This is a genomic window from Bradyrhizobium sp. AZCC 1577 (assembly GCF_036924575.1).
GTDB lineage: Bacteria > Pseudomonadota > Alphaproteobacteria > Rhizobiales > Xanthobacteraceae > Bradyrhizobium.
Genome location: NZ_JAZHRQ010000001.1, coordinates 7,681,264 through 7,696,235, shown reverse-complemented (window position 1 = coordinate 7,696,235; position 14,972 = coordinate 7,681,264). Strand labels below are relative to the sequence as shown.

Sequence of the window (14,972 nt, the reverse complement as noted above, 5' to 3'; positions counted from 1 at the left end):
TGCAAATCAACTCAATTGAGCGATAGGATTTGTGAAATTTAAGTAAGGACCACATGTGCGACGTGAAGGTCTCGTCAGAGATCGACGTTAGAGCGTAGCTGAGACGTTGCGGCACCTTCGTCCCGTGTTCATTGTCGGGATTAGCGCATTATTGTCTGCTAATGCGCATCGCGCGATCTGGATTTCGCAATCGTGTGAGCGGTCAGCTCTTGAGCCTAGCGCGGTACACTGCGAGCGCCAACGATGTTGCCTGTCCACTTCGGGATCGAGCTGGATCACGCTGGCGGGAGGAGATTGCGCGAGGGCCTGGCGGCCAGGTTCGGGCTCTTCGACGGGGCGTGGTCAGACAAGGCCACGCCATGGGCCGGTCGATGCAACAGATTTGCAACACGACGAACCTAAGCTATTGACATTGTTGAGCCGAAAAAGGTTTCCTAAACCGTAGGTCGGAAGTTCGAGTCTTCCCGGGATCGCCAGCACGCCAGCACCGGATAGCGCAACGCCTCGCTAGACGCCCGCTTCGAGTAGCGCCTTGAAATCCGCCCGCGCCCGCTGCGCTTCTCGCTTCGCGGTCTCCGACGCCTCGCCGAGGCCGAAATAGCCGTGGATCAGGCCGAGGCCGTCGTAATAGCTGATCGGCACGCCGGCGGCCTTTAGCGCATCGGCGTAGGCCTTGCCTTCGTCGCGGAGCGGATCGAACCACGCGGTGCAGACAATCGCCGGCGCTACGCCGGCAAGGTCCCTGGCGCGCAGCGGCGAAACGCGCCAGTCGGTGCCGTGTGTTTTGTCGGCGAGGTAATGGCCGCAAAACCACTCCATAGTGGCGCGGGTGAGGAAATAGCCTTCTGCGTTCTCGCTGCGCGAGGGGAAGCGGGCGTTTTCCGTCGCGTCGGCGAAACTTCCGGCAACGTCGGTGACGGGATAGACCAGCAATTGCGCTGATAGCCTGATGCCGGCGTCGCGGCAGGCGATCGCGGTGGTGGCGGCCAGATTGCCGCCCGCGCTGTCGCCGGCGATGCCGACGCGCGCCGCATCGCCGCCGAATTCGGCGATGCGGGCGATGACGTCCTGTCTGGCCGTGAAGGCATCCTCGAACGCGCCGGGAAAGCGCACCTCGGGCGGGCGGCGGTAATCGACCGAGACGACGACGGCGCCGGTCTCGATCGCGAGCCAGCGCGCCTGCCGGTCATGGGTTTCGAGATCGCCTGCAACCCAGCCGCCGCCGTGAAAGAACACGATCGTCGGCGATTTTTCGTTCGAGTTCCGGTAGACCCGCGCCGCAAGGAATCCGGCCGCGCCTTTCACCTTGATGTCTTCCGTGCTCATCACCGGAGGCGGCGGAACTGCCGCGCGCGAGGCCGCCAATGCGCGGAGCGCATCGCGCGCGCTCTGCGGTGTCATCGTCGCGGGATCGCGCAGCGGCAGTAGCGGAATGATCTGGGCGACGACGGGATCGAGCGGCGGGATCATGCGGGGCCTCGTTGCGGAACAGGGCGGCACCATAAGTAACGGGCGCGGCCGCCGCAATTGCGGCGTTTTCCAGAGCAGACCGGGGCCCGCATCCCTCAATTGATAATGATTCCTTCAAGCCGATATGCGGGCGGCGTCGATAGAATCGCGGTCCGTTTACTTCTGGTTATCCCTAACCGAGCGCGCGCGGGGAACGGCCGGGCGCGCCGATCATTACTCCTTCCAGAGGGAGTGGTGCGATGGATCAAATTGCCGGAATGGATCGAGCGCTCGACGAAATGCTGGTGCAACTCGGCGGGATGGTGCTGAAACTGTCCAGCCCGGAAGTGACACGGACCGCCGACGAGCGGCGCGCACTGGCGTGCTCGGTCAACCAATATTCACTGTGCGCAGCGCGCTCGGCTGATCCGCGCGTGCACCAGCTCAAGGCCGAGCTTGAGGAAACGATCAAGCCGCATTTGCGGCTGGTGGCCAGCCGTTGAGGCCAGCCGTTCGATTCCGACGCGGCGGGCCGGCGCGCAGGTGGCGACGGCCGGGCGAAGCCCGGCCGCGAAGGCGCTGGAATGACTCAGCTCGGATGACTCAGAGCGTCTTGAGGTATTCGATGAGCGCCTTTCGATCGTCGGCGGACAACTCCGGTCCGATGACGCCCTTGATCTCCTTTTCCTTGCTGAAGTCCTTCCTGAATTCGTGGCCCCTGTTCGAGTTGCCGCGAATGGATGTATCGAATTCGAATCCGTTGGTTATCCGGTCGGCCTTGTAACCGAGCTTCACGGGGTCGTATTCGCGGCTGCCGAGATAGAATTTCGTCGGCCGCTTTTCCGGGTCGCCGAGCAGATCGTCGATGGTCGGCACCGAGCCGTTGTGCAGATAGGGCGGCGTCGCCCACACGCCGTTCAGCGGACGGACCTTGTAGGCTAACTCGGCCTGGATTTCGTTCGGCATATTGCCGTCCATGCGCTTGCGGTCGGCATCGCTCAAAGGCGGGTTGTGCTCACTGTAAATGAGATTGACGGTGTTCTCGACCAGATATTTGAGAGCGAAGCCGAACCTGTTGTCCGTGATTCCGAGATTCGAGGGCAGGGCAACTTTTCGGTTGGCCATGTCTTCCGCTTGCGCGGGATCGGTCCCGATATGCGAGATCGGTATGTTTTCGACCTTGAGGATCGCCTCGCCGGCCTGGTTCTTCGTCCACCACTTCTCGTTATTGTAGAACGCCTCGCTTGTCACCGGCGGCCGGTGACACTCCTGGCAATGGGTCTTGTAGAGCTCGGCGCCCTTGTCGGCCAGCTTCTGGTCGATCGGCGGCAGAATTTCATTCGGCCATTTCGGTGATTGCAGGCCCGAGAATTTGTCCTTCGCGCTCGGCGGCTTGTCGCCTTTGATCATCTGCTCCATTTTGTCGAGCGACTTCACGTCGACACTCGACTTGTAGAGGCCCTTCACCGGATCGGTCAGGTTGAGCTCCGCCGACACGCCGAGCGCTTCGCCGGCATTGCGGACCATGGGCTGCATGATTGAGCCGTTATACTGGACCCAATCGAACCACGGCGTGTTCCAGATCCTGGGAAAATGCACCGGCGCCGAGGAGCCAGCGTAGTTTTCGGGCTTCTTCAGGTCGATCGAAAACACCTGATTGCCGATCCGGTTCAGCGCATCGAGCCGTCCGTATCCTTCGATGATGCTCTGGGAGGCGACGCGTTCTTCCAGATTCTTGACCTGCTTGTATTGGGCAAGGACCTGGTCGAGCTGATACTTCAGGGTCGCGCGGTCATCGACCGTGGAGTTCGATCCAAGTACGCGATCGGCGAACCGGTCGAACCGCCCGGGCCAGTAGCGCGTCAGTAACAGCGAGATACCCATGCCCTGCTTCATCGCGAAGAGATTGGTGAGGGCAGGGCCGCCGTCGATGACGACGGCAGTGTCCTTGTAGGTGAAGCTGCCGGTGTGGCAGGCCGCACAGGTCAGGCCGACGCCGGTCATATCCTTCTTGTTGCGCGGATTCTTCCACGGCGCGCCGGTCGGGTCCAGCATCGGACCGCCTTTCGCGAATCCGATCGGAAGCGCCTCCTTGCCGGGGATGATGGTGTCCGCAATGAAACCGTAGCGATCGAGATAGGCGGGGTCGCTGAAGAGGCCGACCTTGGTGAACGGCAGCCACGAAATCGTCGGCTGTTCGAGCGCCATGAACCACTCATAGGGAAAGCCGAAGGTCCGCGTTCCCTGATCAGCGTGATAGAACCAGCTCAACTCTTCCTTGGGGATGCCCTGGTCGAGCCAGACGGTCTTCTTCGGTGTGGGATGCTCCACGATCTTGACGTGAAGATCCTGCCAGAGCTTGGCGATGTCGTCCTTGACGGCGGCGTAGCCGATGCCGACGACCGCCAGCGCGATCACAATTTTCGCAATCCTTTTGCCCCGCATGGCCTGCCCCTCGTTAAAACCGCGCCGGTGGCGCGCAATATCGGTCTGTTATCAAAAAACGCCGCAAGGCGAATCACCCTCGGCGTGCGGTTGAATATGATGCCATCTTATAGTAGCGCCGTAGGTCTGTCCATAAATCCAAATCCTTGAGGGCCGCGGGATGCGGTCCTCGCTGGTCATCTTTCGCCGGGCGTTTTCCAGTATAGAGTCTCCATCATGCAGAAAAGTGTCGGACAGATCACATGACGGCAGAAGCGGCAGAACGCTTACGAATCGAGATCGGCTCCGATCAGGCGGTTTCCGGCCTGGTGGTGCAGCCGCCACAGCCCCGCGCCTGCTACGTGTTCGCGCACGGGGCCGGCGCGGGCATGACACACAGGTCGATGGAGACGGTTGCCGCGGGCCTTGCCGAGCGCGGCATTGCGTCGCTGCGCTATCAGTTTGCCTACATGGAAAAAGGCGGCAAGCGGCCCGATCCGCCTGCGGTTGCGCATGCAACAGTGCGAGCGGCCGTGGCGGAAGCTGGACGGCGCTTTGCCTCGCTGCCACTGATCGCGGGCGGCCGATCGTTCGGCGGGCGGATGACGTCGCAGGCACAGGCGCTTTCGCCGTTGCCGGGCGTTCGCGGGTTGGTGTTTCTCGGCTTTCCGCTGCATCCGGCCGGAAAGCCTTCCAGCGAGCGGGCCAGGCATCTCGCCGACGTCACAATCCCGATGCTGTTTTTACAAGGCACGCGCGATGCACTGGCGGAATTGAGTCTGCTCGAGCCGGTCGTGAAGGGCTTAGGATCGCGCGCAGCGCTGCATTTGCTTGATGGCGCCGATCATTCCTTCCACGTGCTGAAGAGTTCGGGGCGGAATGATCGCGCGGTGATGGACGAGGCGCTGGATGCGTTTGCGGCATGGGTGGATCGGGCTGTCGGCTAAGCTTTCAGATGTCGTCCCTGCGAACGCACTAGGGCATCTACACGCTTGCCGGGCCATATACGAGGAGTTGGAAGCGAGCCATTCCCATGTGGAAGGTGATTGGTCCAGGTGGGCGATGAGAGGCGTAACCGGTCCATCCGCCGAGCTTTGCGATGATCCATGCCGCCCAGGCGACAGTGTTGGGGCGATGGTGGTTCTTCTGGAGCTCGGTGCGGCCTTTCAGGGTTTTGTTGATGGCCTTGAGCGCTTCGATCTCGTCCGGCGTGAACACAAATTCGACCTGCAATTGTTCGCCGCCATTGCGGGCTTGAACGAGCTGGATGACGATACATGCTACTCTGGTGGCGATCGCCACGAGTTTGATCAGGCCTTCAGCGCTGTCGAGCTGACTATCCTCGATGCGCAGACCCTGGCTCTTCAGCGAGCGAAAGAGCTGTTCGATGATCCAGCGCTGCTTGTACCAGGAGACGATCCGCCAGGCATCGGCGGCGGTGACGACCGGATGAGTGGTCAGGAGCAACCAATGAATGGGCTTGGCGCTCTTCGGGGGGTGCAACTCGACGACCTCCACGAAGCTGACTTTGACGCCCTGTGGCAGGTCTTTCACGCCGGGGCGCTGCGGTCGTTTGAGCACAACGGTTCCCAGGCGCATGGAGAGGTGGGCCTGGCGACCGTGGCGATCCATTCGCTTTGGTAGATCGATCACCGCCTTGTCGCAGAAGCGGGCCCGCGCGACCGCCTGATAAAGCGTGCCGCCATCGACCAGCGCATGGTCGTGCATGGCGCGCGACAGGAGGTGGACATTGTCAGCGGGTGTCAGCGACCAGTGAGCAAAGAAATCCCCCTCGCGGTCGTTGACGACGGTGATCATACGAGCAGCGACCAGAACCTCGCAGCCTTGCTTAGCCGTCGTCACCCAGCGCGCCGATTCCTTGTCGGCCAAGGCGCGCTTCTCGTGAGCGATCCTGGCCTTGCGCTTGCGCGTCCACACCTCACCGCCGGTGAGCCCGAGACAGACCCCGCTATCGGCATCGACCGCCATCATGGCATGCAGCAGCACGCCGCGAGCATTGCCTTTGCCGACCTTGCCCAAGTCGCGCCGATGTCCCGGACGAGTGTGGAAGTTGATCTCGCTGGTGTCCTGGATCGACAGCACATGACGCCCGCTGACCGCCATCGACGTCTGCAGGCTCCAGCCTTCAATCAGCTTGTCGATCGTGACTTGCGGATTGTTCACAAACCGCCAGAACGCCATGTTCGCGGCCCAGTTGCCCTGCGCCATCTGGCGCAAACAGACACTGCGCGTGCAAAGCATAGCCCGGAGAAGCGCCGCCCCCTTTTATCGAGGCGAACGTCTCCAAACTTACCCAGGGACAAATCCGGTTCCTGCTGCATCTCTGGCGCTCCTTCGAATCAAAGCGCCAGAGAGAGAATCATACAAAACGCTGCGGCGAACGCACATCATGCCGCCCCGAGTCAATCTGTCGCGTCCCCAAGACGTGTAGATGCCCTAGTGCGAACGCAGGGACCCATAACCACTGGAGCACGTAGTTGAAAGAAGCCGTCTCTCCTTGTGCCTCTTCCGCAGGCCGCGGCGTATGGGTCCCTGCGTTCGCAGGGACGACCGGGGAGAGAGTTGCGCCGCGCGCCATCTTGACTACGATGCGACCATGACAAAAATCCTGATCGTCAACCCGAACACGACTACCTCGATGACGGAAACGATCGGCGCCGCCGCGCGCGCTGTCGCCGCAGCAGGCACCGAAATATCCGCCGTGACCTCGGCGATGGGGCCGGTCTCGATCGAAGGCTATTACGACGAGGCGTTTGCCGTGCCCGGCCTGATCCAGGCGCTGGTGAATGCGCCGGATGCTGACGCTGGTATCATCGCCTGTTTCGACGACACCGGGCTCGATGCGGCCCGCACCGCCGCGCCCTTTCCCGTGGTAGGCATTTGCGAGGCGGCGCTGGTGACGGCTGGCCAAATCGCAAAACGCATCGCGATCGTCACCACGCTGCCGCGCTCGATCGTGCCGCTCGAAGAGCTGGTGCGCCGCTATGGTTTTGCGGAGAGGGTGCAGGTCACCGCTTGCGACGTCGCGGTGCTCGATCTCGAAAAGCCGGGGTCCGGCGCGGAAGCCAAGCTTGAAGCCGAGATTGCCCGTGCGCTGGAGAAGCGCGCGGAGGCGGTCGTGCTCGGCTGTGCGGGCATGGCCGATCTCGCGCAAAAACTGTCGCGGAAATTCGGCGTCCCCGTCGTCGACGGTGTGGCAGCCGCGGTGAAGCAGGCCGAGGCGCTGGCTGGTTTGAAGCTCTCGACCTCCCGGCGGGGCTCCTATGCGTCGCCGGGCGCGAAGAGCTACACGGGACTATTGGAACAGTTCGCGCCGCCTGATCCGTCATTGCGAGCGAAGCGAAGCAATCCATAGCGCGGCCGCGGGGATAGATGGATTGCTTCGTCGCGGAGCCTGTCATCGGGCGCGCATTCGCGCGACCCGGTGGCTCCTCGCAATGACGGTGATTATGCGGAAGCCGGCGCGCCGTAGATCTTGTCGCGTAGTCGGCGCATGCCGGCGAGCCAGCGGTCGCGGTTGGAGGCCTTGCGCTGGATGTATTCGGCGACTTGCGGGTGCGACAGGATGAGAAAACGTTCTTCCGCCATCGCCTCGATTACCATGCGTGCCACCTCCGGCGGCTGCAGCACGCCGTCGATCCGCGCGGCGCTGGGGCCGGGCGTTGTCATTCCGGTCTGCACCGATTGCGGACAGAGCACGGAAACGCAGATGCCGCGGTCGCCGTACTGAATGGCGAGATGCTCGGCGAGCGCCACCGCGGCGTTCTTGGTCACGCCGTAAGGCATCGAGTTCAGCGACGCCAAGAGGCCCGCGGCGGACGCGGTGTTGAGGAGATAGCCGGAGCCGCGTGCGAGCATGCCGGGCACCAGCGCGCGGGCCGCGAACACATGGCTCATGACATGGACGCGCCAGCTCACCTCCCAATCGGCGTCAGGCGCGGTCTCCTGGCCCTTGCGCGAGAGCCCGGCGTTGGAGAAGAACACGTCGACCGGGCCATACTTGTCTTCGGCCGCCGCGATCAGTGCCTTGATGTCCTCCTCCAGCCCGACGTCGGCCGTGATCGGCAGCCCGTCGATGTCGCCCGCGACCTTGGCGAGCTTCTCGCGCGAGGTTTTGAGGTCGGCGACGACGACGCCACGCGCGCCGGCCTCCGCATAGGCGCGCGCCACCGCCTCGCCGATGCCGCTCGCGGCTCCCGTGACGACGCAGACCTTGTCTTTGACATGCATGATGCGGTTTCCACTTCTTGATTCGACCCACCGTCATTGCGAGGAGCGCAAGCGACGAAGCAATCCACTTCTCCGCTTGCGGCGCGATGGATTGCTTCGCTTCGCTCGCAATGACGCTCGGATCTCATTGCCTACCTTGCATACAGCCCCTTGTCGCGCGCCTGTCGGATCGCCAGCGCGGCCATCATGTCGAGCATCGGTGTCGAAAGTCCGGCGGCGCGGGCGAAGGCGGCGGGCGCGCGGACCAAAACGTCGATCTCCATGGCGCGGCCGAGTTCGTAATCCTGCAGGATCGACGGCTTGTGGTCGGGCGCGGGCCCGGAGCGCGTCACGCGCTTGACTTGTGGAAAGCAGCTTTGCGCCACGCTGTTGGCCTCGTCGAGCAGGCGCGGCACGATGTCGGCGAGATCAGGATCGTCGCGTACGGCGCGCGCAGTCTGCCCGGTCAGCAAACACAGCACCGACATCGACATGTTGGTCAGGAGTTTGGACCAGATCGTTTCCCTGATCTGCGTGACCTCGGGCGAGTCGATCGAAGCTGCGTTCAGCGCTGCGCGCAGCTTCGCGACGCGCTCGCTGGCGCGGTCGTCGCACTCGCCGATCAAGAGCCGGTTGCGCTCGGGCGACAGGTTCGCGACCACGCCCGGCGCGATGACTTCATTCGATGAAAACACCACGCCGCCAACGATGCGCTCTCTGGGGATCGCCGCACGCAGGCGTCCGCCGGGATCGAGGAAGGCCAGATCCGGCACCGGCGGATGGCTTGGCGAGAGCCCGATGTCGTACCACCAGGGAATGCCGTTCTGCGCGAACACCACGGCGGTGTCATTGCCGAGCAGCGGCTGCAGCCCAGCGGCGAGGCTGGAGAGGCCTGTCGCCTTCAACGTGCAAATCACGACGTCCTGCCGGCCGGGCGCGGCCGGATCGCTGGATGCGCTGACCTTCGCCTTGAACTCGCCATCTCCAACCCGCAGCGTCAGCCCGCTGGCTTTCACGGCATCCAGGTGCGCTCCCCGCATCACGCAGGAAACGTCATGTCCTGCCAGTGCGAGCCGCACCGCAAAATGGCTGCCGACGGCGCCCGCACCGAAAACGCAAATCCGCATGGATGGAAAATCCTGCTGCGAGGGGAAGGAGTGCCGTTGCTAGTTTTCACAAGCCTTGTTCGGGCGCAACCGGCTCGGTTCGACAGGGTGGGTTGCGCGATCGCGCGGCCCCGGCCAGAGGGAACTTTGCTGTTCCGCTGGCGTTCATCGACGCGCGTTAGGGTTCATGATGCAATGATGGTGGGGCGTGCCATGTCAAAACTCGGGCTGGGAATTGCCGTCATTGTTCTCGCGACCGCGCTGTCGGCGGCCGGATATGCCGTCGCGAAAGGCGGCCATGGCGGCGGACACGGCGGCGGTCGTGGTGGCGGGCATGGACATCATGGCGGCGGTCATGGCCACAAACATTTCGGGGCGCGCCATCATGGCGGCGGCCATTTTCACGGCAGAGCGGCGCGTTTCCGCTCGTTCCACGCTCCTCGCATCAACCGCGCCGCGGCCGGCGGCCGCGCGATGAACGCGCGTGCGCTCGCTCGCAGCACTGCCGTCCTGAGAAATCCCGCCGCCCGCGCCAGCCTGACCGCGGGCGCGGCGCTGGCGGGCTGGCAATATGGCCGGCCCCGGGGCGGTGGCTGGTGGCAGCACGGCAATGGCGGATATGGCTGGGTCGGGCCGCTGTTCTGGCCTTTCGCCTACAACGATATCTACGACTATACGCTGTGGGGACCGGGTGTCGGCGCGCCGTTCTGGTACTATGGCTATGACGACATCTATGCCGGCCTCTTCGGACCTTATGACTACGAAGGCTTGGCCGGCTATTTGCCGCCGCGTGCCTCTCCTGGTGACGACCGGCTGGCGCAATTCTGCGGTGACGACAGCCGCGAAATCGCCGGCCTGCCGATCGACCTGATCGCACAGGTGATCGAGCCCACCGAGACCCAACGCGTGGCGCTCGACGATCTCGCCAATGCGTCGGTGACATCGGCGCAAAAGATCAAGGCGGCGTGCCCGACTTCGATATCGCTGACAGCCGCTGGCCGGCTCGCCTCGATGCAGCAGCGCCTCGAGGCGATGATCGCGGGCGTCGCGACCGTGCAGCCGGCGCTCGACAAGTTCTATGATCTTCTGAATGACGAGCAGAAAGCGCGGCTGAATGCGGTCGCTGAGGAGCAGGAACGAAAAGCCGAACGGCGCGGCAGAAGATCGTTTGCGCGAGCCTGCGACATCACACAATCCTCGGGCTTGAGATGGCCGACCGAGGAAGTCGAGGCGCGGCTGCGCCCGACCGACGTGCAACGCACGGGCCTTACAGCCCTGCAGAATGCAAACACCAAAGCCAGCGAGATGCTGAGCGCATCGTGCCGGCCCGAGGATGGGGCCACGCCGTCGGCGCGGCTTGCGGCGGCCGGCAAGCGGCTCGATGTGATGCTGCAGGCGGTCAAGCAGGTGCGCACCGCGCTCGATGATTTCTATGTGACCTTGAACGACGAGCAGAAAGCCCAGTTCGAGGCGATCGGCCCGCGGCGGACGTCCTTTGCCGACAGGGCTGACATGATGCAGCGGCGTAGCCGCCGATAGATCGTCGGCGGTGACAACGGCTGCGGTCCCGGCCTATGGTTCGGCATAAACGACATGCTGAACAGAGGGCCGCCGAATGACTGCCAATCCGGTTCTATGGAATCTCGACGCGCGCGGCGTCGCAACGGTCACGCTCAATCGCCCCGAGGTGAACAACGCCTATGATGGTGGATTGATCGGCGGCGTGCTCGCGGCGATGGACGATCTCGGCAAGAAGCAAAACCTTCGCGTCGTCGTGCTCAAGGGCAATGGCAAGCATTTCCAGGCCGGCGCCGACCTGAAATGGATCAACGGCGTGCGGCCGAAATCGGCTGATGAGAACGAGGCCGTGTCGCGCGCGACGTTCGAGGCCGTGCAGCGGTTGAATACGCTGCCGATCCCGACGGTCGCGCTGGTGCAGGGCGGCTGTTTCGGTGGCGGCACCGGCGTGATCTCGGCCTGCGACGTTGTGATCGCCGCCGACAATGCGCTGTTCTCGATCACCGAAGTGCGCTGGGGCCTCACCGCCGCAATCATCATTCCGCAACTCTGCGACGCCATCGGCGTCCGCCAGGTCCGCCGCTATGCGCTGACCGGCGAGCGGTTCGGCGCGGAGGAGGCCCGCCGCATCGGGCTGGTGCATGAGGTGGTGCCGCTGGCGGAGCTGGAAATGGCAGGCGCGAAGGTCGTCGAGCAACTGCTCGCCAACGGTCCGGAAGCGCTGGCGGAAACCAAGCGGCTGGCGATGGAGAGCTCGTTCGGCGGCATGAGCGTCGACGACGAGGCCTACGCGCGGCTGGTGAAGATGCACTCGGCGCGGCGCCAGACGGCGGAGGCGTCGGAGGGGCTCGCGTCGTTTGCGGAGAAGCGGGCGGCGAATTGGGGGGCCGGGTAAATGTCTTCCAAGCGCATCGCCATTGCCGGGCTGGGCGAGATCGGCCGAGCCGTGGCGCGCAAGCTGGCGGACGGGTTGCCGGGCCTCTCGCTGGCGGCGATCGCGACGAGGGATCAGGCGAAGGCGCAAGCATGGCTCGATCGTGAAGGCGTCTCCTGTCCGCTGATCGCGCTCGATGACTTGCCCGAATATGCCGACCTCGTCGTCGAATGCGCGCCGGCTGAAATTCTCGACCAGATCTGCCGGCCGATGCTCACCGCCGGCAAGCAGGTGATGGTGCTGAGCGCCAGCGCGCTGTTGCCGCGACCCGATCTCGTCGATCTGGCCCGGGTGCATGGCGGGCAGATCATCGTGCCGACCGGCGCCTTGATCGGCTTCGATGCGGTTTCGGCGGCTGCCGAAGGCATTATCCATTCGGTGCAGATGGTCACGCGCAAGCCGCCCCGAGGTCTCGCCGGCGCGCCTTATCTCGTCGAGAACGGGATCTCCATGGAGGGCCTGACATCCGCGCTGCGTGTCTTCAAGGGCTCGGCGCGCGATGCGGCCGCCGCCTTTCCCGCCAATGTCAATGTCGTGGCAGCGTTGTCGCTGGCCGGCATCGGGCCCGACCGCACCACGATCGAAATCTGGGCCGATCCGGCGGTGACGCGAAATTGCCATCAGATCAGGGTCGAATCCGACTCGGCCTCGTTCACGATGTCGATCGAGAACATTCCCTCGGAAAATCCGAAGACCGGCCGCATCACCGCGCTCTCGGTAATCGCGGCGCTGCGCAAGCTCACTTCGCCGCTGCAGGTCGGAACATAAGCGGCTCCTGCGCCTTACAGCGCCGGCGAGAGCGCGCGTCTCAAATGCTGCAGCAGCGCCTGCACGGCTGCAGCATTCACCCGCCGCTCCGGAATGGCTGCCTTGACCCACAGTTCGGGAATCACAAAATCCGGCAGCACCGCCTGCAATGTGCCGCTGCGCAGCGCGTCGGCAACGAGATAGTGCGAGATCAAGGCAATGCCGTTGCCTGCGATCGCGCTTTTCACCAGCACATGGCCTTCGTTTGAGCTCAACAGCGGGCGCACCTGGATGCTGGTTCGGCCACGCGGCCCGTCAAACGTCCATTCTGATCCCGTGGGGAGAAAGCTCAGGCAATGATGATCGACCAGTTCGCGCGGGTTCTGAGGCACGCCATGGGCTGCGAGATAGGCGGACGAGGCGCATAGCAGCCGCTTGAGCGAGCAGAGCGGCTCGTCAACGACGCCGCCGAAAGAATGCGGGAACGCGCCGATGGCGATATCAAATCCTTCCGTCACCGGATCGACCGGTCGGTCGATCAGCACGATTTCAAGCTTTAGCCGCGGATTCTGCGTCTGGAAGGCGCTGAATGCATCGGCAAGCCGGGCGATGGTGAGCGAGGTGGGGGCCTTGATGCGAAGGTGATCGACGAGGTCGCGGTCCTTTTCGCCCATGCGCGCGAGAAGATCGCTGGCGTCAGCCACCACGCCGCGCGCGCGATGCAGATAGCGCTGACCCGCTTCCGTCAATCGCAACTGGCGGGTCGAGCGGCGGAACAGCGCGATGCCGATCTGGTCCTCGAGCTGCGTGACCCGCTTCGACACGACCGAGGTCGAAACGTTGAGCTTGCGGGCCGCGGCCGAAAAGCCGCCGGCCTCGGCGGAGGCCAAAAAGGCTTGGAGATTGGTGAGCGTATCCATCCACTTTTCACGATTCGAGAAAGCTGATCGCGCAATTTGCCGGATTGTAGTCCGTTACGTGTCAATTCATAGTGTCAGCAACAAGAAACAGGGACGGAAGGCGACCAGTGTCGGCCAAAACGATCGAAGAACCCGCGCGCCGGGTACCAGTCTATGGCGAATATGATGTTGCCGTCCTCGGTGGCGGGCCCGCCGGCATCGCGTCCGCCGTGGCCGCTGCGCGCGCAGGCCGCCGCACGCTTCTGATCGAACGCTACGGCTTTCTCGGCGGCATGGGCACCGCCGCCGGCGTGACCAATTTTTGCGGACTGCATGCCAACGTGCATGGCGAGATGCGCCGGGTGGTGCAGGGGATTGCGTCCGATCTGCTGGCGCGGATCGACCGGCTCGATGGGCTCAATGCGCCGCATCTTATCCTCGGCAAGATTTTCGCGCAGGCCTATGACACCGCGGCCTACAAGATTGCGGCCGACGATCTGTTGGCCGCGCACAAGGTCGATATCCTCTTTCATGCACTGGGCGCCGGCGTGGTGATGGATGACGAGAAGCGCATCCACGCGCTGATGGTGGAAACCAAGGCGGGGCGTCAGGCGGTACGTGCCGGCATATTCATCGATTGCTCAGGCGACGGCGATCTCGCGGCCTGGGCGGGCGCACCCTTCGAAGTCGGCGACAATGCCGGCAGCATGCTTTACCCATCGATGATGCTGCGCCTCAACGGCATCGATCCCGAAAGGGCGGGCGAGGCGTGGCGGACGATTCCGGCGCTGATGGAAAAGGCCGAAGCCGCGGGCACGCATCGTTTTCCGCGCAAGTCCGCGATCGTCCGGCCGCAGCGTTCGGCGATCGAATGGCGGGTCAATTTCACCCAGCTTGCGCGCGAGGATGGCAGCGCAGTCAGCGGCATCGATCCTGATCAGATGACGCGCGGCGAGATCGAAGGCCGCCGTCAGGCCGTGCAGGCGTTCGAATTCCTGCGCACCGTGCCCGGCTTCGAAAAATCCTACATCGTCGACCTGCCGCCGCAGCTCGGCATCCGCGAGACGCGGCGGGTGGTTGGCGGCTACATGCTGTCGGGCGAGGATGTGCTCGGCTGCGCCGCGTTCGAGGATTCCGTCGGCGTCAATGGCTGGCCGATGGAGCAGCATGTCGCCGGCGACGTCGTCTTCAAGTTTCCGCCGATCCCGGAATCGCGCGGCTTCAACGAATTGCCGTATCGCATGCTGGTGCCTGAGGGCATCGACAATCTGCTGATGGCCGGGCGCTGCGCCTCGATGACCCATGAGGGCCAATCGGCGGCACGGGTCTCCGGCGCCTGCTTTGCGATGGGGGAGGCGGCCGGTCTCGCAGCGGTATTGGCGCTGTCCGGAAATACGATTCCGCGCGACATTGCCGTTGAAAAGTTGCAACAAACGTTGAAACAACACGGTGCGTTCATCGGACGGGATCAGGCGGTGCCCGAGGGATTATGAAGCGATGCACTCCGGAGGATGAATCTTTTCTGTCGTCCCTGCGAAAGCAGGGACCCATACGCCGCGGCCCTTCTTTGGGCGATTGGGCAGACGGCTTTTGCTATTTCCCAGTCCTGTGGTTATGGGTCCCTGCGTTCGCAGGGACGACCCGAGTGGATAGCATGCGAATAAC

13 protein-coding genes are annotated in these 14,972 nt (G+C 63.7%); 7 read left to right on the top strand and 6 right to left on the bottom strand.

Annotation, left to right across the window (positions count from 1 at the left end):
- Nucleotides 1–507 precede the first annotated feature (507 nt).
- Nucleotides 508–1,470: an alpha/beta hydrolase gene (locus tag V1278_RS36560; protein ID WP_334384032.1), complete on the bottom strand. Its 963-nt coding sequence runs from the start codon at nucleotides 1,468–1,470 to the stop codon at nucleotides 508–510.
- Nucleotides 1,471–1,709: 239 nt separating this feature from the next.
- Between V1278_RS36560 and V1278_RS36555 the strand changes: the two genes are divergently transcribed.
- On the top strand, nucleotides 1,710–1,952 hold the full coding sequence (locus V1278_RS36555; RefSeq protein WP_334366147.1) for a hypothetical protein: 243 nt from the start codon (nucleotides 1,710–1,712) through the stop codon (nucleotides 1,950–1,952).
- A gap of 100 nt (nucleotides 1,953–2,052) precedes the next feature.
- On the opposite strand, the gene V1278_RS36550 is transcribed toward V1278_RS36555, so the two are convergent.
- Nucleotides 2,053–3,894 carry a di-heme-cytochrome C peroxidase gene (locus V1278_RS36550; protein WP_334384031.1) on the bottom strand — a complete coding sequence of 614 codons (1,842 nt, stop codon included), beginning with the start codon at nucleotides 3,892–3,894 and terminating at the stop codon, nucleotides 2,053–2,055.
- Nucleotides 3,895–4,136: 242 nt separating this feature from the next.
- Between V1278_RS36550 and V1278_RS36545 the strand changes: the two genes are divergently transcribed.
- Complete coding sequence (locus V1278_RS36545; protein ID WP_334384030.1) at nucleotides 4,137–4,820, top strand: alpha/beta hydrolase family protein; 684 nt, start codon at nucleotides 4,137–4,139, stop codon at nucleotides 4,818–4,820.
- Between the two features lie 37 nt (nucleotides 4,821–4,857).
- Here V1278_RS36545 and V1278_RS36540 read toward each other — a convergent pair whose 3' ends face one another.
- Complete coding sequence (locus tag V1278_RS36540; protein ID WP_334368994.1) at nucleotides 4,858–6,102, bottom strand: IS4 family transposase; 1,245 nt, start codon at nucleotides 6,100–6,102, stop codon at nucleotides 4,858–4,860.
- 388 nt (nucleotides 6,103–6,490) lie between these two features.
- Between V1278_RS36540 and V1278_RS36535 the strand changes: the two genes are divergently transcribed.
- Nucleotides 6,491–7,249: an aspartate/glutamate racemase family protein gene (locus tag V1278_RS36535; RefSeq protein ID WP_334384029.1), complete on the top strand. Its 759-nt coding sequence runs from the start codon at nucleotides 6,491–6,493 to the stop codon at nucleotides 7,247–7,249.
- Nucleotides 7,250–7,341: 92 nt separating this feature from the next.
- Here V1278_RS36535 and V1278_RS36530 read toward each other — a convergent pair whose 3' ends face one another.
- Entirely contained in the window at nucleotides 7,342–8,124 is a 783-nt protein-coding gene (locus tag V1278_RS36530) for an SDR family oxidoreductase (protein WP_334384028.1), read from the bottom strand.
- 131 nt (nucleotides 8,125–8,255) lie between these two features.
- Entirely contained in the window at nucleotides 8,256–9,230 is a 975-nt protein-coding gene (locus tag V1278_RS36525; RefSeq protein ID WP_334384027.1) for a ketopantoate reductase family protein, read from the bottom strand.
- 192 nt (nucleotides 9,231–9,422) lie between these two features.
- Here V1278_RS36525 and V1278_RS36520 point away from each other — a divergent pair, with 192 nt between their 5' ends.
- The 3 genes from V1278_RS36520 (at nucleotide 9,423) to V1278_RS36510 (ending at nucleotide 12,429) form a co-directional block, all read left to right on the top strand.
- On the top strand, nucleotides 9,423–10,748 hold the full coding sequence (locus V1278_RS36520; RefSeq protein WP_334366154.1) for a Spy/CpxP family protein refolding chaperone: 1,326 nt from the start codon (nucleotides 9,423–9,425) through the stop codon (nucleotides 10,746–10,748).
- Between the two features lie 76 nt (nucleotides 10,749–10,824).
- Nucleotides 10,825–11,622, top strand: a complete 798-nt coding sequence (locus V1278_RS36515) for an enoyl-CoA hydratase-related protein (RefSeq protein WP_334384026.1) — start codon at nucleotides 10,825–10,827, stop codon at nucleotides 11,620–11,622.
- Nucleotides 11,623–12,429 carry an aspartate dehydrogenase gene (locus V1278_RS36510; RefSeq protein ID WP_334384025.1) on the top strand — a complete coding sequence of 269 codons (807 nt, stop codon included), beginning with the start codon at nucleotides 11,623–11,625 and terminating at the stop codon, nucleotides 12,427–12,429. It begins immediately after the preceding gene.
- Between the two features lie 14 nt (nucleotides 12,430–12,443).
- On the opposite strand, the gene V1278_RS36505 is transcribed toward V1278_RS36510, so the two are convergent.
- Nucleotides 12,444–13,328 carry a LysR family transcriptional regulator gene (locus tag V1278_RS36505; protein WP_334384024.1) on the bottom strand — a complete coding sequence of 295 codons (885 nt, stop codon included), beginning with the start codon at nucleotides 13,326–13,328 and terminating at the stop codon, nucleotides 12,444–12,446.
- 107 nt (nucleotides 13,329–13,435) lie between these two features.
- Between V1278_RS36505 and V1278_RS36500 the strand changes: the two genes are divergently transcribed.
- Nucleotides 13,436–14,800, top strand: coding sequence for an FAD-dependent oxidoreductase (locus V1278_RS36500; RefSeq protein WP_334384023.1), 1,365 nt, complete (start codon nucleotides 13,436–13,438; stop codon nucleotides 14,798–14,800).
- Nucleotides 14,801–14,972: the final 172 nt, after the last annotated feature.

Excerpts from the sequence above, each read along its gene's own strand:
- V1278_RS36560 (WP_334384032.1), bottom strand. The coding sequence starts at position 1,470 with ATGATCCCGCCGCTCGATCCCGTCGTCGCCCAGATCATTCCGCTACTG.
- V1278_RS36555 (WP_334366147.1), top strand. The coding sequence starts at position 1,710 with ATGGATCAAATTGCCGGAATGGATCGAGCGCTCGACGAAATGCTGGTG.
- V1278_RS36550 (WP_334384031.1), bottom strand. The coding sequence starts at position 3,894 with ATGCGGGGCAAAAGGATTGCGAAAATTGTGATCGCGCTGGCGGTCGTC.
- V1278_RS36545 (WP_334384030.1), top strand. The coding sequence starts at position 4,137 with ATGACGGCAGAAGCGGCAGAACGCTTACGAATCGAGATCGGCTCCGAT.
- V1278_RS36540 (WP_334368994.1), bottom strand. The coding sequence starts at position 6,102 with ATGGCGCAGGGCAACTGGGCCGCGAACATGGCGTTCTGGCGGTTTGTG.
- V1278_RS36535 (WP_334384029.1), top strand. The coding sequence starts at position 6,491 with ATGACAAAAATCCTGATCGTCAACCCGAACACGACTACCTCGATGACG.
- V1278_RS36530 (WP_334384028.1), bottom strand. The coding sequence starts at position 8,124 with ATGCATGTCAAAGACAAGGTCTGCGTCGTCACGGGAGCCGCGAGCGGC.
- V1278_RS36525 (WP_334384027.1), bottom strand. The coding sequence starts at position 9,230 with ATGCGGATTTGCGTTTTCGGTGCGGGCGCCGTCGGCAGCCATTTTGCG.
- V1278_RS36520 (WP_334366154.1), top strand. The coding sequence starts at position 9,423 with ATGTCAAAACTCGGGCTGGGAATTGCCGTCATTGTTCTCGCGACCGCG.
- V1278_RS36515 (WP_334384026.1), top strand. The coding sequence starts at position 10,825 with ATGACTGCCAATCCGGTTCTATGGAATCTCGACGCGCGCGGCGTCGCA.
- V1278_RS36510 (WP_334384025.1), top strand. The coding sequence starts at position 11,623 with ATGTCTTCCAAGCGCATCGCCATTGCCGGGCTGGGCGAGATCGGCCGA.
- V1278_RS36505 (WP_334384024.1), bottom strand. The coding sequence starts at position 13,328 with ATGGATACGCTCACCAATCTCCAAGCCTTTTTGGCCTCCGCCGAGGCC.